The organism is Arthrobacter sp. SLBN-53, assembly GCF_006715585.1.
Taxonomy (GTDB): domain Bacteria; phylum Actinomycetota; class Actinomycetes; order Mycobacteriales; family Mycobacteriaceae; genus Mycobacterium; species Mycobacterium neoaurum_A.
This window is the reverse complement of record NZ_VFNN01000001.1, coordinates 1329275-1350166: the sequence shown is the minus strand read 5'-3', so window position 1 is coordinate 1350166 and position 20892 is coordinate 1329275. Positions and strand designations below refer to the sequence as shown.

General features: G+C 67.0%; 19 protein-coding genes and 1 tRNA gene. 10 read left to right on the top strand and 10 right to left on the bottom strand.

Going from position 1 to position 20892, the window contains the following annotated elements; genetic code table 11:
- Window positions 1-132: 132 nt before the first annotated feature.
- Window positions 133-597 carry a DinB family protein gene (locus FBY28_RS06405; RefSeq protein ID WP_141865224.1) on the bottom strand — a complete coding sequence of 155 codons (465 nt, stop codon included), beginning with the start codon at window positions 595-597 and terminating at the stop codon, window positions 133-135.
- A 92-nt stretch (window positions 598-689) separates the two neighbouring features.
- Here FBY28_RS06405 and FBY28_RS06400 point away from each other — a divergent pair, with 92 nt between their 5' ends.
- Together FBY28_RS06400 and FBY28_RS06395 are read left to right on the top strand one after the other, a co-directional pair.
- Complete coding sequence (locus tag FBY28_RS06400) at window positions 690-1286, top strand: cysteine hydrolase family protein (RefSeq protein WP_141865222.1); 597 nt, start codon at window positions 690-692, stop codon at window positions 1284-1286.
- A gap of 45 nt (window positions 1287-1331) precedes the next feature.
- Complete coding sequence (locus FBY28_RS06395) at window positions 1332-2006, top strand: pyridoxamine 5'-phosphate oxidase family protein (protein ID WP_286177798.1); 675 nt, start codon at window positions 1332-1334, stop codon at window positions 2004-2006.
- A 2-nt stretch (window positions 2007-2008) separates the two neighbouring features.
- On the opposite strand, the gene FBY28_RS06390 is transcribed toward FBY28_RS06395, so the two are convergent.
- Window positions 2009-4804, bottom strand: coding sequence for an FAD-binding and (Fe-S)-binding domain-containing protein (locus tag FBY28_RS06390; RefSeq protein ID WP_141865218.1), 2796 nt, complete (start codon window positions 4802-4804; stop codon window positions 2009-2011).
- Window positions 4805-4869: 65 nt separating this feature from the next.
- Here FBY28_RS06390 and FBY28_RS06385 point away from each other — a divergent pair, with 65 nt between their 5' ends.
- The gene (locus FBY28_RS06385; RefSeq protein WP_141870082.1) at window positions 4870-5601 is read left to right on the top strand and encodes a GntR family transcriptional regulator; all 732 of its coding nucleotides are present in this window, start codon (window positions 4870-4872) and stop codon (window positions 5599-5601) included.
- Between the two features lie 29 nt (window positions 5602-5630).
- Entirely contained in the window at window positions 5631-6101 is a 471-nt protein-coding gene (locus FBY28_RS06380) for an Rrf2 family transcriptional regulator (RefSeq protein ID WP_141865216.1), read from the top strand.
- Here the strand turns inward: FBY28_RS06380 and FBY28_RS06375 are convergent.
- The 3 genes from FBY28_RS06375 to FBY28_RS06365 are packed head-to-tail and all read right to left on the bottom strand — an operon-like array spanning window position 6065 to window position 8963.
- Complete coding sequence (locus tag FBY28_RS06375) at window positions 6065-6994, bottom strand: DUF4097 family beta strand repeat-containing protein (RefSeq protein WP_141865213.1); 930 nt, start codon at window positions 6992-6994, stop codon at window positions 6065-6067. The two genes, FBY28_RS06380 and FBY28_RS06375, sit on opposite strands and share 37 nt — an antisense overlap.
- Before the next feature lie 29 nt (window positions 6995-7023).
- Entirely contained in the window at window positions 7024-7668 is a 645-nt protein-coding gene (locus tag FBY28_RS06370; RefSeq protein WP_019512469.1) for a response regulator transcription factor, read from the bottom strand.
- Complete coding sequence (locus FBY28_RS06365; RefSeq protein WP_141865211.1) at window positions 7656-8963, bottom strand: sensor histidine kinase; 1308 nt, start codon at window positions 8961-8963, stop codon at window positions 7656-7658. Before FBY28_RS06365 ends, FBY28_RS06370 begins: the two co-directional genes overlap by 13 nt.
- 144 nt (window positions 8964-9107) lie before the next feature.
- Between FBY28_RS06365 and FBY28_RS06360 the strand changes: the two genes are divergently transcribed.
- Entirely contained in the window at window positions 9108-9971 is an 864-nt protein-coding gene (locus FBY28_RS06360; protein WP_216847530.1) for an LLM class flavin-dependent oxidoreductase, read from the top strand.
- A 53-nt stretch (window positions 9972-10024) separates the two neighbouring features.
- On the opposite strand, the gene FBY28_RS06355 is transcribed toward FBY28_RS06360, so the two are convergent.
- Window positions 10025-10381, bottom strand: coding sequence for a hypothetical protein (locus tag FBY28_RS06355; protein ID WP_141865209.1), 357 nt, complete (start codon window positions 10379-10381; stop codon window positions 10025-10027).
- Between the two features lie 412 nt (window positions 10382-10793).
- Between FBY28_RS06355 and FBY28_RS06350 the strand changes: the two genes are divergently transcribed.
- On the top strand, window positions 10794-11555 hold the full coding sequence (locus tag FBY28_RS06350) for a glutaminyl-peptide cyclotransferase (RefSeq protein WP_141865207.1): 762 nt from the start codon (window positions 10794-10796) through the stop codon (window positions 11553-11555).
- Here FBY28_RS06350 and FBY28_RS06345 read toward each other — a convergent pair.
- From FBY28_RS06345 to FBY28_RS06330, 4 genes are all read right to left on the bottom strand, one after another.
- Complete coding sequence (locus tag FBY28_RS06345; RefSeq protein ID WP_141865205.1) at window positions 11509-12474, bottom strand: SDR family NAD(P)-dependent oxidoreductase; 966 nt, start codon at window positions 12472-12474, stop codon at window positions 11509-11511. The genes FBY28_RS06350 and FBY28_RS06345 overlap by 47 nt on opposite strands.
- Window positions 12471-13076 (bottom strand): TetR/AcrR family transcriptional regulator, encoded by a 606-nt coding sequence (locus FBY28_RS06340; protein ID WP_141865203.1) that lies wholly within the window; start codon window positions 13074-13076, stop codon window positions 12471-12473. Before FBY28_RS06340 ends, FBY28_RS06345 begins: the two co-directional genes overlap by 4 nt.
- A 285-nt stretch (window positions 13077-13361) precedes the next feature.
- Complete coding sequence (locus FBY28_RS06335; RefSeq protein WP_141865201.1) at window positions 13362-15071, bottom strand: AIPR family protein; 1710 nt, start codon at window positions 15069-15071, stop codon at window positions 13362-13364.
- A gap of 213 nt (window positions 15072-15284) precedes the next feature.
- A tRNA-Arg gene (locus FBY28_RS06330) sits at window positions 15285-15357 on the bottom strand.
- 102 nt (window positions 15358-15459) lie between these two features.
- Between FBY28_RS06330 and argS the strand changes: the two genes are divergently transcribed.
- Genes argS through thrC form a run of 4 tightly spaced genes read left to right on the top strand, consistent with a single transcriptional unit; the run spans window position 15460 to window position 20886 of the window.
- Complete coding sequence (gene argS / locus FBY28_RS06325; RefSeq protein ID WP_141865199.1) at window positions 15460-17112, top strand: arginine--tRNA ligase; 1653 nt, start codon at window positions 15460-15462, stop codon at window positions 17110-17112.
- Window positions 17109-18500: a diaminopimelate decarboxylase gene (gene lysA, locus FBY28_RS06320; protein ID WP_141865197.1), complete on the top strand. Its 1392-nt coding sequence runs from the start codon at window positions 17109-17111 to the stop codon at window positions 18498-18500. Before argS ends, lysA begins: the two co-directional genes overlap by 4 nt.
- On the top strand, window positions 18497-19816 hold the full coding sequence (locus tag FBY28_RS06315; protein WP_141865195.1) for a homoserine dehydrogenase: 1320 nt from the start codon (window positions 18497-18499) through the stop codon (window positions 19814-19816). The genes lysA and FBY28_RS06315 overlap by 4 nt, the downstream gene beginning before the upstream one ends.
- Window positions 19813-20886 carry a threonine synthase gene (thrC, locus tag FBY28_RS06310; protein ID WP_141865192.1) on the top strand — a complete coding sequence of 358 codons (1074 nt, stop codon included), beginning with the start codon at window positions 19813-19815 and terminating at the stop codon, window positions 20884-20886. Before FBY28_RS06315 ends, thrC begins: the two co-directional genes overlap by 4 nt.
- Window positions 20887-20892 lie beyond the last annotated feature (6 nt).

The window sequence follows — 20892 nt, the reverse complement described above, 5'->3', positions numbered from 1 at the left end:
CCTGCGTCGTCGCCCGCCGGGCAACACAGCGAGGTGAACCGTGGTACTACCGGTAGTACTGGCCCGCCGGTGATACTGCCGGTAGTACCACGTTTGGCAACTCATTCTGCTTCCGCGCCGCCTTCTGTCGAGTCACCGGCCGGTCGAACCGTCGATCAGCTCGCGCAGGATGTCGGCATGCCCGGCGTGCCTGCCGGTCTCCTCGATCATGTGCGTCAGCGCCCATCGCAGGCTGGGCGACTTCGTACCGGTCACCACCGGTTCGGTGAGGTCGAGGCCTCGGTCGAGCACGTCGTTGGCCTGCGCCACCGTCGCCCGGTACCGCTGCACCACGTCGGCCACGGTGTCATCGGAGGCCGCGGTGAAGGTCGCCGACCAATCGGAGACGTTGGCGCCGAGGAAGATCCACCGCTCCACGAAGATCAGGTGGTTCAGCAGACCCAGCAGGTTGGTGCCCGAGGGCACCAGCGCGGTGCGCACCTGGGGTTCGGGAGCGCCGTCGACCTTGCCCGCGATGGAGGTGCGCAGATAGTCGAGGAACCCACGTAACACCTCGATCTCACTGCCGCCGGTGCGCGGTGGTGGGGTATCGGTCATCGTCCGAGTCTTGCAGAGGCGGGACGCACCATGCCGCCAAACTAGCCGTTGAGGGAGTACTACCGCGGAGCGAAGCTCACTAGGCTGATGTCATGAGTCGCCCCACCCTGCGCAACCTGGAAGATCTGCCCGCCGCACCGCGATCGTTGAAGGACTCGGCGCTGGTGCTGGTCGACTGCCAGAACACCTACACCTACGGCGTGATGGAGCTCGACGGTGTGCAGGCCGCGCTCGAGCAGACCGCGGTACTGCTGGATCGCGCCCGCAGCGCCGGCATCCCGGTGATCCACATCCAGCACAACGGTGGGGTGGGTTCGCCGTACGACATCACCGCGGAGGTCGGCGCGATCGTCGACGCGGTCGCGCCTCGTGACGGTGAACCGGTGGTGGTCAAGCAGTACCCGAACTCTTTCGTCCAGACCGATCTCGACGAGCGGCTCAAGGCGGTGGGCGCCACCGATCTGGTGGTGGCCGGGTTCATGACGCACATGTGCATCAACTCCACCGCGCGCGGCGCGTTCAACCTCGGGTACGCCCCGACGGTGGTGGCCGCCGCGACGGCGACCCGGTCGCTGCCGGGTCCCGACGGCGCCGACGTGCCCGCCGCGGCACTGCAATCGGCGAGCCTGGCCGCGCTGAGCGATCTGTTCGCGATCGTCGTTCCCGACGCCGCAGCCATACCCGACTGAGAAAACAAGCTGCGAAACCCGCCCGGACCGGCCAAGCTGTGCAGCGTGAGCACCGAAACGCCCTCCACCACGGTCACCCGGTTGCGGGAGAAGCAGCGCACCGACCGCGCCGGTCTGGACCACTTGCTCGACAGCACACCGCTGGCCACGGTGGCATTGATCCGCGATGGACACCCGGTGGCGTTCCCGATCGGATTCGCCCGCCTCGGTGACGATCTGGTGATCCACGGGTCCACCGGGTCACCGTGGCTGCGCGCGCTGTCCGCCGGCGTACCGGCCGCCGTCTCGGTGACGACGCTCGATGGCGTCGTGATCGCCCGCAGCGGCTTCGAATCCTCGTTCCACTATCGCAGCGCCGCCCTGTACGGCTGCTTCGAGCCGATCGCCGACGCCGACAAGCTGGCGGTGTTGGAGGCGCTGACCGACGCGTTCATCCCCGGCCGGGTGTCCGAGCTGCGCGTCAGCACGCGCCGCGAGCTCGCCGCGAGTCTGGCGCTGCGGTTGCCGATCACGGCCGACAACTGGTCGCTCAAGGTCAGCGATGATTGGCCGGAAGATCCGGACGAGGACATCGCCGCCGGGGCGTGGGCCGGTGTGGTGCCGCTGTCGGTCACCTACGGCACCCCGCGGCGTGCGCCCGACTGCGGTCCGGAGATCCCCGAACCCGCATCGGTCCGGTCGATGACCGGCGAGCTGCGGAGCTGGGCCAACCCGGTGTGACATCACGGTCGGTCGGGTAGCCGCGCCGCCAACAGTTGCGCTAGGTGCAGCGCGCGCCGGTCGGACAGATCCGAGAGCTGGGTGCGGCAGGAGTAACCGTCGGCCAGTACCGCGGTTTCAGGGTCCGCGGCCCGCACGGCGGGGAGCAGTTGCTGCTCGGCGACCGCGACCGACACCTCGTAGTGCCCCTTCTCCACACCGAAATTACCGGCCAGGCCGCAACATCCGCCGAGTAGGACCACCTCGGCGCCGGCGGTGGTCAACAGTGCGGCATCGTCGGCCCATCCCATCACGGAGTGGTGGTGACAATGCGGCTGCGCCACGACCCGCCTGCCCTGCATCGACGGCGGCGCCCAGCCGCGCGTGGTCAGCAACTCGGCCAGCGTGCGCGTGGCCTCCGAGACGGTGGCGGCGGCGGGGGAGTCCAGCAGTTCGGCGGCATCGGCGCGCAGTACCGCGGTGCACGAGGGCTCCATGCCGACCACCGGCACACCACGGTCGGCGAAGGGCCGCAACGCCGCCACGGTACGTCCCAGCACGCGCCGCGCGGTATCGAGTTGGCCGGTCGATATCCAGGTCAGCCCGCAGCATTGCCGTCGGTGGGTAAGGCGGGGCGCGTAACCGGCGTCCTGCAGTACCCGCACGGTGGCGACGCCGATTTCGGGGGTGAAGTGGTCGGTGAACGTGTCGACGAACAGCACCACCTCGTCACCGGCCGCATCGGCGGGCACGTTGTCGGCGAACCAGGACCGAAAACTTCTGGGCGCGAACGCCGGGATATGCCTGCGATGGTCGATACCGGCGGCGGCCAGGCCCGCCCGGCCGCCCCAGCGGGCGGCGGTGTTGACCACACCGGGAGCGACGCGGGCCAGCGCCGCCCAGCGGGGCAGCCAGCCCAGCGAGTAGTGCGACGCCGGGCGCAGCCGACCCCGGTAACTCTGGTAGAGCACCTCGGACTTGTAGGAGCCCATGTCCACCCCCGTCGGGCAATCGGAGGCACATCCCTTGCAGGACAGGCAGAGATCCAGTGCCGCGTGCACCTCGGGTGAGCGCCATCCCCCGCGCACGTCGGTGCCGTTGATCATCTCCTGCAGCACCCGGGCCCGGCCGCGGGTCGAGTCCTTCTCCTCACGGGTGGCCAGATAGGACGGGCACATGACGCCGCCGGTGTCGGTGTTGTCGGCGCGGCACTTGCCGACTCCGGTGCAGCGGTGCACGGCCTGGGTGAAATTGCCTCCGTCGTGGCGGTAGGCCAATGCCAGCTTCTGGCGCACCAGCGGGGCCGCCGGGATGCGCAGATCGGCATCCAGCGGCGCCGGATCGACGATCACCCCGGGGTTGAGCAGGTTACCCGGATCGAAGACCTGCTTCACCGCGGCCTGCAAGGCCAGCGCCTCCGGGGAATACATCTTGTCAAGCAGTTCCGAGCGCGCCCGGCCGTCGCCGTGTTCACCGGACAACGATCCACCGTAGCCGACCACCAAATCGGCTGCCGCGAGCAGGAATTCACGGAACACCGCGGAGCCGCCGGGGCGGTCCAGCGGCAGGTCGATGCGCACGTGCATACAGCCGTCGCCGAAATGGCCGTAGGGCATTCCCGTCACGTCGAACTCGGTCAGCAAAGCGTCGAAATCGCGCAGGTAGGCGCCGAGGCGTTCGGGCGGGACGGCGGCATCCTCCCAGCCCGCATGCGCGGGCCGGTCCCGCACGCTGCGCGCCGACAGGCCGGCGCCGTCCTCACGGATGCGCCACAGCGCCGCCGCCCGCACCGGATCGTCGACCACAAGGAAATCGGTTGCTGCACAGCTGGTTCCCACACGTGCGGCTCGCTGTTCGACCTCGGCGTGGGTGTCACCCACGACCTCGACGAAAACCCAGGCCGCCCCGCCGGGTAACGGCGGCACGGCGCGGGGGCCCTTGCGTTCCCTGACGATGTCGACGATGCGCGAGTCGATTCCCTCACAGGCGGTGGGGCGGTGCTCGAGGATGGCCGGTGTCGCGTCCCCGGCGGTCGCGATATCGGGGTAGCCCAGCACGACAAGCATGCGGTGGGCGGGTTCGCCGACCAGTCGCACCGTGGCCTCGGTGAGCACCGCCAGGGTGCCCTCGCTGCCGGCCATCAGTCGCGCGACGTCGAAGGTGTTCTCCGGCAGGAGGTTTTCCAGGGCATAGCCCGAAACCTGCCGACCGAACCGGCCGAATTGGGTGCGGATGGTCGACAGGCCGGCGCGGGTGATCGCGGCCAGCTCGTCGAGCGCCGGCGATGTCGACTGTCCGGGGCCCAGGACGAGTTCGTCACCGGCGGCGGTGAGCACCCGTAGCCCGGCGATGTTGTCGGAGGTGCGGCCGTAGCCCAGCGCCCGTGACCCGCAGGCGTTGTTGCCGATCATGCCGCCGATGGTGCAGCGGGTGTGGCTCGACGGATCGGGGCCGAAGCGCAACCGGTGTGGTGCGGCCGCCCGTTGCAGCGCGGCCTGCACGACACCGGGTTGCACGACGGCGATACGGCTTTCCGGGTCGACCGAGACGATCTTGTTCAGGTGGCGGCTGAAGTCCAGCACCACGCCGGGCCCGACGGCATTACCGGCGATGGATGTGCCGGCGCCGCGGGCGGTCAGCGGAACACCTCGATCGCGACATACCGACAGGGCCGCGGCGACCTCGTCGGGGTGGGCGGGGAACACCACGGCCTGCGGGGTGACGCGGTACAGCGAGGCGTCGGAAGAATAGAGCGCTCGTGAGGTGCCGTCGACACGGACGTCTGCGATGCCCGCCGCCCGCAGAGCGTCCCGTAGCATGCTACAAATACTAGCATGCTACGAATCGGCGGATCGGGGGAAGACATGGCCTTGGCCGGGTGCCGATGACCGGCCCGCCGCCGCTGGATCTGGCGCCGCTGCCCGCTTCCGACGGCCGTCGGGCCGAGCAGGTCATGGAGGCCGTTCGGGAGGCGCTCGACGCCGGGGTCATGCAACCGGGGGTGAAGTACTCGGTGTACCAGCTGGCCGCCGCCCTGGGCGTGTCCCGCACTCCCGTGCGCGATGCGTTGCTGCGGCTGGAGGAGGTCGGCCTGATCGGCTTCGAAGCGCGCCAGGGCTTCCGCGTCCGGCTGCCCGACCCTCGCGAGATCGCCGAGATCTTCGCCATCAGGCTGGCACTGGAACCCCCGGCCGCGGCCCGCGCCGCGAGTGGCTGCGACGACGCCCTGGCCGGCCGGTTACGCGACCGGATGGCGGCGATGCAGGCCGCCGCCGACAGCGGCGACGCGCGGATCTTCGCCCACCAGGATCAGCTGCTCCATGACGACATCCTGGTCGCCGCGCACAACGGGCGTGCCCGCGCCATCGTCCGGTCGCTGCGCGAGACGACACGGCTGCTCGGCGCGACGACCGAACGCACGATGTCCGATATCGACGCCGAGCATCGGCCCGTCGTCGACGCGATCATCGCGAATCGTCCCTCGGATGCGCTGCGCGCCATGCGCTCTCACCTGACCTCGACCGGAGTGCTGCTCGTCACGCAGGCGGTGCGCGATCAGCGTTATCCCGTCGACGCCGAGCAGATCTGGGCCGGCGCGGTCGGGGAACCGCAGTAACCGATCACGCAGATGGCACAATTCGCGGTATGCGGATGTCGGCGAAGGCGGAGTACGCCGTCCGTGCCATGATCCAGCTGGCCACTGTGGACGCCGGCGAGCTGGTCAAGACCGACGACCTGGCCAAGGCGCAGGGCATCCCCGCGCAGTTCCTCGTCGACATCCTCTCCGACCTGCGCACCGACCGGCTGGTGCGCAGCCACCGCGGCCGCGATGGCGGCTACGAGCTGGCCCGCCCGGCCGCCGAGATCAGCATCGCCGATGTGCTGCGCTGCATCGACGGACCGCTGGCCAGCGTGCGCGATATCGGTCTCGGGGACCTGCCGTACTCCGGGCCCACTGCCAAGCTCACCGACGTGTGGCGGGCGCTGCGCGCCAGTATGCGTGCAGTTCTCGAGGAGACCAGCCTCGCCGATGTGGCATCGGGTGCGCTTCCCGATCATGTCGCCGCGCTGGCCGGCAGCTACCTCAGCCAGGAGGCCCAGCGCGGCCACGGCTGATCGTCGACCGACGGGAGCGCACTGGTGGTCTCGATGGTCACCGCGCCGTTCTCGGTGCCGGCGTTGACCTCGGCCACCGCGGCTGCGGCATCGGTGGCCTCGGGCACACGCACCCGGGAGGGCCCGTTGGCCGACTGCGCATGCACCAGATAGGGCCCCGGCGCGGGCAACGCGACGGAGACGTCACCGTTGCGGGTGGTGGCGCCGATACGTGGCGGAGCATCGGCGAAGCGGACCTCGACACTGCCGTCGACGGTGCTGGCATCGAACGATTCGGACACCGAGATCGGTTGGCGAGCAAGGATATCACCGTTCTGGGTGCGAATCTCGCTGCGTCGCAGCGTCCCGCGCAGGAGCACCGACGCGTCCGTCGCGGTGGCCGTCAGTTCGTCGAGATCGGCGTCGACCATGAGCATTCCGGTTTCCTGGCGCACGGTGACGGCCAACCGACGCCCCAGCTCGGGGGGTAACGTCACGGTGACCTCGCCGGGGTCACCCCAGGCCAGAAAGCTCGTCTGGCCCTCGACGCGCAACACCGTGCCGCCCGGCTCGTCGGTCACGGTCAGTTCCTGCCGGTCGGCGCGGTCGGTGGTGAGCATCCGCACGTCGGCCCGCGGTTCGGTGGCATTGCTGTCGGCGATGATGCGCACTGCCACCGGCGAATCCGCCGTGTCGACGGTCAGCACCCGCATGGCGGCGGGCAGGCTCCGGTGGTCGGTCACCAGGCGGAAGGCACTCAGGCCGGCCGCTCCGGTGGCCAGCAGCGCCAGGGTGCCGGCCAGAATGGTGACACCCGTGATCACCAGCATGGCGCGTACCGCGGTGCGGCCGCCGGGTGACAACTGCGGTGGTGCGGGTGCGGGTGCGGGCGGATCGGTCAGGGTGGTGGTCACGATGTCCCTCTCGGGTCGGGCGGAGCGGATCAGGATTCCAGGTAGCGCAGCACGGCCAGAACGCGCCGGTTCTCGCTGTCATCGGGCGCCAGTGCCAGCTTGGTGAAGATCGACGCGATGTGCTTCTCGGCAGAACCCACCGAGATGTACAGGGCCGCAGCGATCGCCGAGTTCGTCTTGCCCTCGGCCATCAGCTGGAGCACCTCACGTTCGCGAGGGGTCAAGGCGTCCAGGGTCGCGCGCCTGCGGGAGCGGACCAGGATCTGGGACACCACCTCCGGGTCGAGCACCGTGCCGCCTGCCCCGACCACCTCCACCGCGTCGAGGAAGGCGGGGACGTCGGCGACCCTGTCCTTGAGAAGATAGCCGAAACCCTTTGTGTCCGAGGCGATCAGATCGGCAGCGTAGCGTTCCTCGACATAGTGTGAGAGGACGAGCACCGGTGAGTCCGGGTTCTGCGAACGCAGCAGCGCGGCGGCGCGTATTCCCTCGTCGGTGAAGGTCGGTGGCATCCGGACATCCAGGATGGCCAGTTGGGGGCGATGCTCGTTGACGATGCGCAGCAGTTCGGTGGCATCGGGCACCCCGGCGACGATCTCGTGGCCGGCGTCGGCCAGGATGCGCTCGATCCCGGCCCGCAACAGCGCCGAATCCTCGGCGATCACGATGCGCATGGCAGCACCGCCGTCACGATCGTGGGACCCGTTGCGGGGCTGGAGACTTCGAATGTGCCGCGGGCGGCTCGCACCCGCTCGGCCAGGCCGCGCAGCCCGGTGGCGTCTTCGTCGACGCCGACCTGGGCGCCGCCGCGCCCGTCGTCGAACACCGTGACATACAGCGCATTCGATATCGGGTCGAGGCGGACCGTGACGACAGCCTGGCCTGCGTCGGCGTGTTTGGCCACGTTGGTCAGTGCCTCGGCCACCACGAAGTAGGCGCACGCCTCGACCTCGGCGGGCAGGCGGTGCGGCAGGCTGATGTCGAGTGTGGTGGGCACCCCGGCGATCTCGGTGCGCTGGACCACCGCGGATAGTGCGGCGTCCAGGCCACGGTCGGACAGGATGGTCGGCGCGATGCCACGGACCACATTGCGCAGCTCTGCCAGCGCGCTCATCGCCTCGGTGTGGGCCTCGGCGATCAGCGTGCGCGCCGCCGGGGGATCGCTGTCGAGCTTCGTCTGTGCCAGCCCGATCGTCATCGCCAGCGACACCAGCCGGGGTTGCACGCTGTCATGCAGATCGCGTTCGATGCGATGTCGTTCGGTCTGCGCCGAGGTGAGTGCTCCCTGCCGGGCCCGAGACAGCGCCCGCACCTCGTGCTTGAGCGCCGCGGTGGGTGAAGCGGCCAGCAGCCAGCGGTCGATTCGCGCGTCGAGGGCAGGCGCCAGCACCAGGATGGCGACCGCGGCGCCGGCGGCGAGGATGGCGAGCACCCAGGACAGCGGGGGCGAGATGAATCCGAGTCCGGCATCGTCATCGCTGCGCTGGACCGCCGTTGCCGCCGCAGGCCCGAGGAAGGCAAAGCCCAGTAGTGCGGTGGCCATACCCACCGCGATCAGGTCGTAGGTCATGCGCAGGAAGTGCTGTGCGGTGGCCTTCCAGAAGCGGATACCGCTGAAATCGAGCCACAGCTGATGGGCCCATCCCTGTATTCCGGTGTAGCCGGTGATCGGCCGCGGCGGCACCGGGATCTGCATGCCGAACACCGCTTCGCTGCGTATGCGCTCGACCCACTCGACCGCACGCATCAGGTAGACGAAGACGACCGCCGATATCAGGAAGCCGATGATCGAGAAGATCGACGACACCCCGATGATGACGATCGTCACCGGGACCCAGAACCACACGATGGCCAGGAAGGCGTTGGTGAGCATCGAGGCCGTCGGGACGATCCCGATGTGCTCGATGCGACGGCGGGCCGGTGGTTCCACGACATCGGTGACCGGTTGCTCGGGGCTTATTGCGACCATGGGAACAACCTATGGACTGCCGAGCCGGGAGGACACCGCGTTTCCCCGCCGGTCCGGTGGGGGATAACCCCCCGGTTTTCGCCTTCCGGGATGGCACCGCGTGCCAGAATCGCCGACGTGCGAGTCGGAATGACGATGCCGGTGATGGAACCGGACCTGAATGCGGCAACCCTGCGGACGTGGGCCGAGGTGATCGACGAGGGTCCGTTCTCGTCACTGTGCTGGGGTGAACGCGTCGCCTTCGACAACCCGGATTCGCTGACGCTGCTCGGCGCGGTGGCGGCCTGGACCGAACGGGTGCGACTGGTGACGACGGTGATCGTGCCGCAACTGCACAATCCGGTGGCACTTGCCAAGGCCCTGGCCACCGGTGATGTGCTCAGTGGCGGGCGGTTGACGGTCGGTCTGGGCGTTGGGGGCCGGGAAGAGGACTATCTGGCCGCCGGCGCCGATCCGGCGACCCAGACGATCCGGGGGATGAACGAGCGGATCGCGGTGATGCAGCGCGTCTGGGCGGGGGAGAAGATCACCGATTCGGTGCTGCCGGTCGGCCCGGCCCCGGTGCAGGTCGGTGGACCGGAGTTGATGGTCGGCACCATCGGGCCGAAAACCCTGCGCAGCGCCGCCGGTTGGGCGGCCGGTCTGGCCGGAACCACCCTGGACCTCGACGTCGACAAGCAGAACGAGCTGTTCGACGTCGCCCGGAGCGCGTGGGCCGAGGCCGGTAGGCCCAAACCCCATCTGGCGACGTCGTTCTGGTTCGCCATCGGCGAGCCCGAGGCGGCCCGTGCGCAGGTGCGCCGCCATCTACTGCGGTATATGAACTGGATCCCGGCCGAGTTCGTCGATGCGATGGCGCCGACGACCGGTTGGTCGGGTAGTCCAGAGGAGTTGTCGGAAGTCTTGCGTCGCTTCGCGGCCATCGGCACCGACGAGGTGCACCTCATCCCGACCTCGGATGACATCGAACAGGTGCACCGGGTCGCCGAGGTCGTCGCCGCGTTGTGACGCGGTGCGGCCGCGCCGTGCTCAATGCACACCGCGACCGCACCGTGAGTTGGTCAGTGTTGCGTCTCGTCCCAGTTGCCCATCGGCGGGTTCTGCATGAACTTGCCGTTCTTGCCGACGCCGAACGGGGTGGCCTTCGCCGAGCCCTCCGCGGCCTGGACGGTGTCGCCGACCTTGCCGTCCGCGCACACCACGTCGATCTTGCAGTCGATCACCGCACCCTGGGCCGTCACCTCGCCGATCGGGGCGTTGCGCACCGCGTTCTGGCCCTTGAACGCCGGCGTATCGACGGTCACGCTGGGGCTGGGCGATACCTGGTTGATGCTGGCGCCGGCCACGCCGCCACCGAGGCTGAGCAGCGCGCCCGCACCCAGTACGCCCAGTGCCGAGAGGACGAGGTGTTTGGTCATTGATGCTCCGATCATCGTGTGTCGTGGGACTGATTACGGAAAGTACGGACACCGATGGGCTCACAGCGACCCGAGACGACGGTTTTCAACGATCTGGCAAGAAACCGTCGGTTAAGGATCAGAAAACAGTGTTCTCCCTGTGTGTTCCGCGTCGCTTCCAGGTCGGGCAAAGCCTGCCCAAGGTGGTCGAAGGGCAACGGTTGCGATGGCGAAAAGACACTTACAGCAAGGAGTTTGGCGTTGTGCCCGAGCTATCGGGCGCCGCTGCGCGTCCGGCGTCCTTGGTGGCGTGTCCCAGGACACACCACAGTGGGCGGGAGCGTTTCATGTCAGCACACTGGGATGAAGCTGAGGCCATCCGGAGGCCGCAATGGTCTACCTGGATGGTGGTGATCTCGGGTAGAAAAGATCCATGATGCGAGCGCTGGTGCTGGCCATGGTGATGGTGGGCGGCGGCATGCTCGCGTCGCCGCAGGCGCAGGCCGATGCGGTGCCGGTGATCGTCCCGACCATCGTCTCGACCATGCCGCATGATCCCGGCGCCTACAGCGAGGGTCTGGAGTTCGACGGCCCGGCGCTCTACGAGGCCACCGGTGAGGTGGGCAAGTCCGAGCTGCGCCAGATCGATCCCGACACCGGGGCGGTCCTGCGTTCGACGGCGCTGCCCGACGACTATTGGAGCGAGGGTATCGCCATCGTCGGCGACACCATCTGGCAGTTGACCTACCGCGACGGCGTCGTCCTCGAATGGGACAAGGCCACCCTGACCGTGCGCCGCGAGATCCCGCTGGCAGGCGAGGCGTGGGGGCTGTGTCGCGACGGCAACCGATTCGTCGTCAGCGACGGCAGCGACCGACTCCGCTTCTTCGATACGTCGTTCACCCAGATCGGCAGCGTGCAGGTCACCCGCGACGGTCAGCCCGTGCGGGGCCTCAACGAACTCGAATGTGTCGACGGTCAGGTGTGGGCGGCCGGCTGGCCGCAGGACACCTTTCTGCGCATCGATCCGGGCAGCGGCGCGGTGAATCTGGTGGCCGATGTGTCCAACCTGTGGAACTCCGACCAGCGCGACCGCAACAGGCAGGTGGTCAGCGGTATCGCCCATATCGCCGGCGATGAGTATCTGATCAGCGGCAAGGACTGGCCCCAGAGTTACCGGGTGCTACTGGGTTAGGGCGCGTTGACGGGCGATCTGCGCTCGCCGCGACCAGCCGCATGCTGGTCTCCCACAGGTCCCTGGCCTTGTCGACGTCATAGGAGTCGGTCGAGGACCTGATCGCCGTCGTCCCCTCGAAGTACGCGCCGGTCACCCCGTCGTGGCGCGGATCGATGGCCAGCGCGGCCAGCCGTGCTCCGGAGGTCGCCAACGAATTCACGTTGGGCAGTACACGCAGCAGGGGAGAGATGATGCGCCACACGATCTTCTGCCCCCTGGTGTAGTCACGGGACAATCCCGACGACGGCATCAGACCGGGGTCGAACGCGGTCACGGTGATGCCGTGCGCACCGTGGTCGAGCCGACGGTCGAGTTCGTATGCGTGCAGCACATTGCACAGTTTCGAGGTGGTGTAGCGGCGACGCCCGTCGACCGGGGCGCCGGGCTGCGGATGGGCCAACTCCTCGGCGGTGGTGTAGTCGGGGTGCGGCATTCCGGTGAACTTCTCGGGATCGTGGGTGCCGCTGGCCACCAGGATGATTCGCGCCGGCGCGACGAGGTGCTCGCGGAGACCTTCGATCAGTGCGAAGTGACCGAGATGGTTCACCCCGAAGGTGGCCTCCACTCCGTCCTCGGTGGTCTGCAGACCGGAGACCATCTGGAGCCCGGCGTTGGCGACGATCGCGTGCAACGGCGGGAGGCCGGCGGCCGGGAACGCCGCGGTGAACGCGCGCACCGAACGCAGCGACGCGAGGTCGCAGGTCAGTACGGTGCAGCGATCGGGGGCGCCGAGATCGGCGACGGCCGCCTGCCCGCGGCCGGCATCGCGGACGGCCAGCACGATATGCCAGGAATCATCGGCGGTGAGAATGGCGCGCGCGCACTCCAGTCCAAGGCCGGCGCTGGCGCCGGTGATGGTGACGGTTCGGGTGGTCATTGTTCCTCCAACAGGATCGGTATCAGGGCCCGGACGGCCTGGATCAGCCGTACGTACATGCGGTCGACGTCGGTGACGTCGGGCTCGAGGTGATCGGCGAAGAAGATGCCGTCGGACATGGCGGTGGCGATTGCGGCGAGTTCGCCGACCACACGGTCGGCTCGTGCGGCGGGGACATCGGCGGGCAGCATCGGCCGGATGACGGAGGCGAATCCGTCGATCGCGGTGTCGCGTACCCGCCGGATCGCGCCGGCCACCGCGGGGTCGTCGCTGCGTTCCAGGGACAGCATGTACATCAGCCGGAAGAAGTCGGTGTTGGCCACCATGAGCTTGGCGACCGCGGCGCGCTGCGTCTCGACATCCGGGCTCTCGCGCGGTATCTGGGCGAAGTACCGCTGCGCGCCGCGTTCCATGACGGCGGCCAGCACGCCTTCCTTCGAGCCGAAATGCCAGTAGATCGAGCTGGCAGGCAGACCGGTCTCGCGGCGGATGTGGGTGATCGAGGTGGCGGCGTAACCCTGTGTGGACATCAACCGTTCGGTGGCGTCGAGGATCTGCTCACGGGAGTTCTCGCCCTGACGTTGTTTCTGACTGGGGGGCACCGGACGCTCCTATGTCTGGAATGATCCTTACAGACAAGGTAGCGGAGTTTCGGGCTCGTCGGTGGATGTCAGAGTAGCCATTTGATGTTTCGGCCGTCCGACTCGCAACCGTCGCTGCAGTTGCGTGGGCAGAGGTGAACAACCTAGGCGTTACGTTCATCGCAGCGACAGCGCTCGGTGGCGGCGAGTTGGCACCCAGCCCGTCGAGCAACTCTAACCGCTTGCGGCCACTACGCATCGGCCTGACAGTTGACTACGTGGACGCGAGTAACCCCCCGCTCACATTTATGCGAGCGTCACACTGTCGAGAACGTCGGCCAGCAATGCCTCTGTCTGTTCCCTATTTCGACCAAAGTCTCGAGTGATGTTGCCGCCGGCCATTCTATCCACTACCGCCCCAACATCAAGAAGTGCTTGTAGGTACTTCTTGTCATCCCAAAGGAACTTGTTGAATGAGGCAAGAGCTCGTTCGGCCCTCTTTTCCGTTTTCTCAATCTTATCGGTCTGCTGAGATCCGGTGAATGCAGTGCGAACACCGGCTAACAAGTGGTATCGCGCCGGTTTGAACTTGCGATCGATCTGCTCGTTACGGAAAAACTGATCGAGCTTGCAATATGCATACGCTGCCGAGTAAAAGTAAGCCGGGTGATTGCCTGCTATGAACACTTCTGTCTTGGCCCGGTCGCGAAGATCGCCGTAGTAGCGAGCGGCCGTGTGTGGAACCTTTTGATACATAGACGCGTATGACTGTAGAAGGTTCCGGAGCGTGATAACTCGCCAGGCGCCACGGACCTGCTGTGAGCCAGCCCACTGTTTCGACCTACGTTCGTAGTAGATCCGGTGACCTTCATCGGCTTTAAAGGCATTAAAGTACTGCTCGATCGCCTTCTGCTCATCAAGCAGGGCGAGGAGGTTCTCCTTGCTGACCTGCGTTTGCTGATTAGTGGCAGTTGTGATGGACCTCGCCACCTGATCGTCGGCGGTCACTATCAAGCGGAACGGCACGTGGACACCCTTGGCGAACTGTCGCTCAGCAAATAGCACGTGACTCGTTTGGCAACCGTTGACTACCTGGTAGTCCTCAAGTGTGAATCGGTCTCCGGTTGTTTTGAGGGCTCTCGCAACCACCGTCACACCGTTGTTCAGCACACAGAAGCGTTTCCGGTCGTTCGACCGCAGGGTCCTGCGGATATCAGCGTTGACATCGATGTCTCCTTGGAAATCGCGCACGTTGTCGTAAAACAGTGCTTTGCGTATCTCGCCCTCCTCGTCAGTGACCAGTTCGAGCAACTGTTCTGCAGGAAGTATCCCGAGAAAAGCTTGCTCGACCTGGGGCATTTCGGGCAGCGTCGCTTTGTTCTCGAAGAGAATCGTCGTTTTTAGTCCACGGTCGATTGCCCGCCAATTTGTCTGAACTTCGAGGGCGCCCCAGGTATGAAAATCGACCTTAGATATCAGATTCGAGTCGAGCAGCGCACTCTTAGTCTGAGCAATCTTTCTTTGTAGTGGATCAGGTGACTCCCACTTACCGGTGGTGATGTAATAGAGGCGAACCACCGGATTCTCAACAAACCGGTCCGAGTGTTCCAGTAACATGTTCACCATTTGGGAAAACTCGGGCAGTGCGTCAGAATCGTCAGTTGTAACAAGAGAAGCTGCTGTATCGGCGAAAACACTTAAGTCGCCTAGCTCAAATTTCTCGGATGTCTTTGCTTGCAAGAAAATCAATTCTGCTCGTATCGATCCTGAGTCAGAGAGAACGTCCTCAAGCTCTGATAGATCCTGTATCAACGCTCCGTTGACCGACAATGCGACCGCGTCGACCCCTTGAACCCCATCGCCAACGCAGAAATCATCGGCCGAGAAACTGCCCGCGTAGACTTTGGACAAAGCGATGTGGGTGACGAAGCGTTCGAACTGTTGGCTTTCGTTGAGCTTTCCGAGCCCCGCACCATCCACGTAGGTCTTCAGAAGCCCCTTCGTAACTCTGTCCACCGATACCCCCCCTATGGCCTGAGCGTGATGAGACCTGTACCTCAAGCAACCTAATCGACGGCTACGACAGACGTTCGATCATTGACAAACTGCGTCGGCGGGCGGCAACGTCCCGCATTGCCTTGAAGTGTTTGCTCTGTTTCGAGGGCCGAACTTAGGGACACGCGGTGACTACCTCATAGCCCGACCTAGGTAAAGAACCGCGTCCAAGTGTGCCCCCGGCAGGATTCGAACCTGCGGCCTTCTGCTCCGGAGGCAGACGCTCTATCCCCTGAGCTACGGGGGCGCGAGCAACTGGTGCTGCGCCGTTGGGCGTGCATAGCGTAACCCATCTCCAACCGGTAATGGATTCGGGACCTGAGGACCCCGCACCATAGGATGGTCCCTCGTGACACCTGCCGATCTGGCCGCCCTGCTCAAGGCCACCGCCGCCGCGGTCCTGGCCGAGCACAGCCTCGACACCAGCGCGCTGCCCGACACCATCACCGTCGAGCGCCCGCGCAACCCCGAACACGGCGATTACGCCACCAACATCGCACTTCAGCTGGGTAAGAAGGTCGGGGTCAACCCGCGCGAGCTCGCCGGCTGGCTGGCCGCCGCGCTGACCGACGCCGACGGTATCGCCGCCGCCGAGATCGCCGGACCGGGCTTCGTCAACCTGCGCATCGAGGCGTCGGCCCAGGGCGTCGTCGTCACCAACGTGCTGGCCGCCGGCGCCGACTACGGCAACTCGACCGAGCTGGCCGATCAGGTGATCAACCTGGAGTTCGTCTCGGCCAACCCGACCGGACCGATCCATATCGGCGGCACCCGCTGGGCCGCCGTCGGTGACGCGCTGGGCCGGCTGCTGAGCACACAGGGCGCCGCGGTCACCCGGGAGTACTACTTCAACGATCACGGCGCGCAGATCGACCGGTTCGCGCGCTCGCTGGTCGCCGCCGCGAAGGGTGAGCCCGCGCCCGAGGACGGTTACGCGGGCAGCTACATCAGTGATATCGCCGCCGCGATCGTGGCGCAGGCCCCCGATGTGTTGAGCCAGCCCGCCGAGCAGCAGCAGGAGACCTTCCGCTCCATCGGTGTGGACCTGATGTTCGCCCACATCAAGAAATCCCTGCACGAATTCGGCACCGATTTCGACGTCTACACCCACGAAGACTCGATGCACACCTCGGGCCGGGTGGAGCAGGCCATCCAGCGGCTGCGCGACAACGGCGCCATCTACGAGAAGGACGGCGCAACCTGGTTGCGCACCACCGAATTCGGTGACGACAAGGATCGGGTGGTCATCAAGAGCGACGGTAACCCGGCATATGTCGCCGGTGACCTCGCCTACTACCTGGACAAGCGCGAGCGCGGTTTCACCCTGTGCATCTACATGCTCGGTGCCGATCACCACGGCTACATCGCACGGCTGAAGGCCGCTGCCGCCGCACTCGGTGATGACCCGGCCACCGTCGAGGTGCTCATCGGGCAGATGGTCAATCTGGTCCGCGACGGCCAGCCGGTGCGGATGAGCAAGCGGGCCGGCACCGTCATCACCCTCGACGACCTGGTCGACGCGATCGGTGTCGACGCCGCGCGTTATGTGCTGATCCGGTCCTCGGTCAACAGCCCGATCGATATCGACCTCGGCTTGTGGGCCAGCGCGTCCAACGAGAACCCGGTCTACTACGTGCAATACGCGCACGCGCGGCTGTCGGCACTGGCCCGCAGCGCCGCCGAACTGGGCTTGTCCGCCGACACCTCGCATCTGGATCTGCTGACCCACGACCGGGAAGCCACCCTGATGCGCAACCTCGGCGAGTTCGGCCGCATCCTGAAAACCGCCGCCACCCTGCGCGAACCGCACCGCGTGTGCCGCTACCTGGAGGACCTGGCCGGCGATTACCACCGGTTCTACGACTCCTGCCGGGTGCTGCCCCAGGGCGACGAGGATCCCACCGACCTCAATACCGCGCGCCTTGCGCTGTGCGAGGCCACCCGGCAGACGATCGCCAACGGCCTGGCCATTCTCGGGGTCAGCGCGCCGGAGCGCATGTGAGCGCCCACCCCGGCGCCGGTGCGCCACCCCGACCGCAGACCGCCGACGAGGTGATGCTGCTCGCCCCGAACGTGTGGCCGAAGAACCTGATTCGCGACGACCATGGCGTCGTCTCTGTCGCAGGGGTCAGCGTCGCCGAGTTGGCCGCCGAATTCGGCACCCCGCTGTTCGTGATCGACGAGGACGACTTCCGGTCCCGCTGCCGCGAGATCGCATCGGCCTTCGGCGGCGGCGAGCACGTGCACTACGCATCCAAGGCGTTCCTGTGCGCCGAGATCGCGCGCTGGGTGCACCAAGAAGGCCTGTCGCTGGACGTGGCCACCGGCGGCGAACTCGCGGTGGCTCTGCACGCGGACTTCCCGGCCGAGCGAATCACCGTGCACGGTAACAACAAATCGGTCGATGAACTTACCGCCGCGGTCACCGCCGGTGTCGGGCATATCGTGGTGGACTCCGAGATCGAGATCGAACGCCTGGAAGCCATCGCCGGTGCGGCCGGCGTGGTCCAGGATGTCCTGGTCCGTGTCACGCCCGGCGTCGAGGCCCACACCCACGAATTCATCTCCACCGCCCACGAGGACCAGAAGTTCGGGCTGTCACTTGCCAGTGGTGCCGCGCTGGAAGCGGTACGGCGGGTCTTCGCCACCGAGAACCTGCGCCTGGTCGGTCTGCACTGCCATGTCGGATCGCAGATCTTCGATGTGTCGGGTTTCGAGATCGCCGCGCGCCGGTTGCTCGGGCTGCTGCGCGATATCGTCGCCGAGTTCGGTGTCGAGAAGACCGCGCAGATGGACATCCTGGACCTCGGTGGGGGACTGGGTATCTCGTACCTGCCGAGCGACAATCCGCCACCGATGCGCGAACTCGCCGACAAGCTCAAGGCCATCGTCGCCAACGAATCGGCCGCCGTCGGCCTGCCGACCCCGACGCTGGTGGTCGAGCCGGGGCGCGCGATCGCCGGTCCCGGCACCATCACGCTCTACGAGGTGGGCACGGTCAAGGATGTCGCCGTCTCGGCTGATGAGCACCGCCGTTACGTCAGCGTCGACGGCGGGATGAGCGACAACATCCGGCCCGCCCTCTACGACGCCGAATACGACGCCCGGCTGGTGTCGCGCACCAGCGACGCGCCGGCGGTGCTGGCACGGATCGTCGGAAAGCACTGTGAGAGCGGCGATATCATCGTGCGCGATACCTGGGTATCCGAGGACCTGGTGCCCGGTGACCTGCTGGCGGTTGCCGCCACCGGCGCGTACTGCTACTCGATGTCGAGTCGCTACAACTTGCTGCGGCGCCCGGCCGTGGTCGCAGTCAAAGACGGAAGCGCACGGCTGATTCTGCGCCGGGAAACCGTCGAGGATCTTCTGAGCCTGGAGGTGGGTCAATGAGTGAGAAGCCAATCGGAGTAGCCGTTCTCGGACTCGGCAATGTCGGGACCGAGGTGGTGCGCATCATCGAGGAGAGCGCGGCAGATCTGGAAGCGCGCATCGGCGCGCCGCTGCAGCTGCGCGGGATCGGCGTCCGGCGGGTCGCCAAGGACCGCGGGGTTCCCGAGGAACTTCTCACCGACGACATCGAAAAGCTGGTCTCTCGCGACGATGTCGACATCGTCGTCGAACTGATGGGCCCGGTCGAGCCCGCCCGCAAGGCCATCATGGCCGCCCTGGAGCGGGGCAAGTCGGTGGTCACCGCCAACAAGGCGCTGATGGCGCAGTCCACCGGTGAGTTGGCCCAGGCCGCCGAAAAGGCCCGCGTCGACCTCTATTTCGAGGCGGCCGTAGCCGGTGCCATCCCGGTCATCCGACCGCTGACCCAGTCCCTGGCCGGTGACTCGGTGGTGCGGGTGGCCGGAATCGTCAACGGCACCACCAATTACATCCTCTCGGCGATGAACGACACCGGCGCGTCGTATGAGAGTGCGCTGGCCGATGCCAGCGCGCTGGGCTACGCCGAAGCCGACCCGACCGCCGATGTGGAGGGTTACGACGCCGCAGCCAAGGCCGCGATCCTGGCGTCGATCGCCTTCCACACCCGGGTGACCGCCGACGACGTCTACCGCGAGGGCATCACCAAGGTCAGCGCCGAGGATTTCGCCTCGGCCAAGGCGCTCGGCTGCAATATCAAGCTGCTGGCGATCTGCGAACGGCTGGTCAGCGGCAAAGGCAAGCACCGCGTCTCGGCGCGGGTCTACCCGGCGCTCGTCCCGCTGGATCATCCGCTGGCCTCGGTCAACGGCGCCTTCAATGCCGTGGTCGTCGAGGCGGAGGCCGCCGGCCGGCTGATGTTCTACGGCCAGGGCGCCGGCGGCGCCCCGACCGCGTCGGCGGTGATGGGTGATCTGGTGATGGCCGCGCGCAACCGCGTTCAGGGCGGCCGCGGGCCGCGGGAATCCAAGTACGCCAAGTTGCCGATCGCCTCGATCGGCGCCATCCCGACGCGCTACTACGTGAACATGAACGTCAAGGATCAGCCCGGTGTGCTGTCGGCGGTGGCCGCCGAGTTCAGCAGGCACGAGGTCAGCATCGCCGAGGTCCGCCAGGAGGGCATGACCGATCCCGAGGGCGAGCCCTGTGGCGCGCGCATCGTCGTCGTCACCCACCGGGCCACCGACGCCGCCCTGTCGGACACCGTCAAGGCACTCGCCGAGCTCGACGTGGTGCAGGACATCAACAGCGTGCTTCGCATGGAAGGTTCCGATTCGTGAGCAACCCCGTTCACCGCCCCTGGCCCGGCCTGATCGCCGCCTACCGGGATCGGCTGCCGATCGAGGACCACTGGACCCCGATCACCCTGCTGGAGGGCGGAACTCCGCTCATCCACGCCAAGCGGCTGTCCGAGCAGACCGGCTGCACGGTGCATCTGAAGGTCGAGGGGCTCAACCCCACCGGCTCCTTCAAGGACCGCGGTATGACGATGGCGGTCACCGATGCGCTGGCCCGCGGACAGCAGGCGGTACTGTGCGCATCGACCGGTAACACCTCGGCCTCGGCGGCGGCCTACGCTGCTGTCGCCGGGATGACCTGTGCGGTGCTCATCCCGCAGGGCAAGATCGCGATGGGCAAGCTGGCCCAGGCGGTCATGCACGGCGCCAAGATCATTCAGGTCGAGGGCAACTTCGACGATTGTCTGGAACTGGCCCGCAAGCTCACCGCCGACTATCCGACGATCGGCCTGGTCAACTCGGTCAACCCGGTCCGCATCGAGGGGCAGAAGACGGCCGCCTTCGAGATCGTCGACGCGCTGGGCGCCGCACCTGATGTGCACTCGCTGCCGGTCGGCAATGCAGGCAACATCACCGCCTACTGGCGCGGCTACCGCGAATACCATCACGACGGAGTGTCTGATCGGTTGCCGCGCATGCTCGGAACGCAGGCGGCCGGTGCCGCGCCGCTGGTGTCCGGTGAGCCGGTCGCCAACCCCGAGACCATCGCGACGGCCATCCGTATCGGCTCGCCGGCGTCCTGGAACTCCGCGGTCGCCGCGCAGCAGGAGTCCGACGGTCGCTTCCTGGCCGCCACCGACGAGGAGATCCTGGCCGCCTATCGCCTGGTGGCTGCGGCCGAGGGTGTGTTCGTCGAGCCTGCGTCGGCGGCCAGCATCGCCGGTCTGCTCAAGTCGATCGAGGACGGCTGGGTCAAGCCCGGCTCGACCGTGGTGTGCACGGTGACCGGCAACGGGCTCAAGGATCCCGACACCGCGCTCAAGACCATGCCCGACGTCACCCCGATCCCGGTCGACGCCGCCGCCGTCGTCGCGGCGCTGGGCCTGGGCTGACAGGCG

Bases quoted from the DNA above. Each gene is read 5' to 3' on its own strand.
- FBY28_RS06385 (WP_141870082.1), top strand. From the start codon at position 4,870: ATGACCGGCCCGCCGCCGCTGGATCTGGCGCCGCTGCCCGCTTCCGAC.
- FBY28_RS06365 (WP_141865211.1), bottom strand. From the start codon at position 8,963: ATGGTCGCAATAAGCCCCGAGCAACCGGTCACCGATGTCGTGGAACCA.
- FBY28_RS06345 (WP_141865205.1), bottom strand. From the start codon at position 12,474: ATGACCACCCGAACCGTCACCATCACCGGCGCCAGCGCCGGCCTTGGA.
- FBY28_RS06360 (WP_216847530.1), top strand. From the start codon at position 9,108: ATGGAACCGGACCTGAATGCGGCAACCCTGCGGACGTGGGCCGAGGTG.
- FBY28_RS06380 (WP_141865216.1), top strand. From the start codon at position 5,631: ATGCGGATGTCGGCGAAGGCGGAGTACGCCGTCCGTGCCATGATCCAG.
- FBY28_RS06355 (WP_141865209.1), bottom strand. From the start codon at position 10,381: ATGACCAAACACCTCGTCCTCTCGGCACTGGGCGTACTGGGTGCGGGC.
- FBY28_RS06370 (WP_019512469.1), bottom strand. From the start codon at position 7,668: ATGCGCATCGTGATCGCCGAGGATTCGGCGCTGTTGCGGGCCGGGATC.
- FBY28_RS06350 (WP_141865207.1), top strand. From the start codon at position 10,794: ATGATGCGAGCGCTGGTGCTGGCCATGGTGATGGTGGGCGGCGGCATG.
- FBY28_RS06315 (WP_141865195.1), top strand. From the start codon at position 18,497: ATGAGTGAGAAGCCAATCGGAGTAGCCGTTCTCGGACTCGGCAATGTC.
- FBY28_RS06400 (WP_141865222.1), top strand. From the start codon at position 690: ATGAGTCGCCCCACCCTGCGCAACCTGGAAGATCTGCCCGCCGCACCG.
- FBY28_RS06390 (WP_141865218.1), bottom strand. From the start codon at position 4,804: ATGCTACGGGACGCTCTGCGGGCGGCGGGCATCGCAGACGTCCGTGTC.
- FBY28_RS06405 (WP_141865224.1), bottom strand. From the start codon at position 597: ATGACCGATACCCCACCACCGCGCACCGGCGGCAGTGAGATCGAGGTG.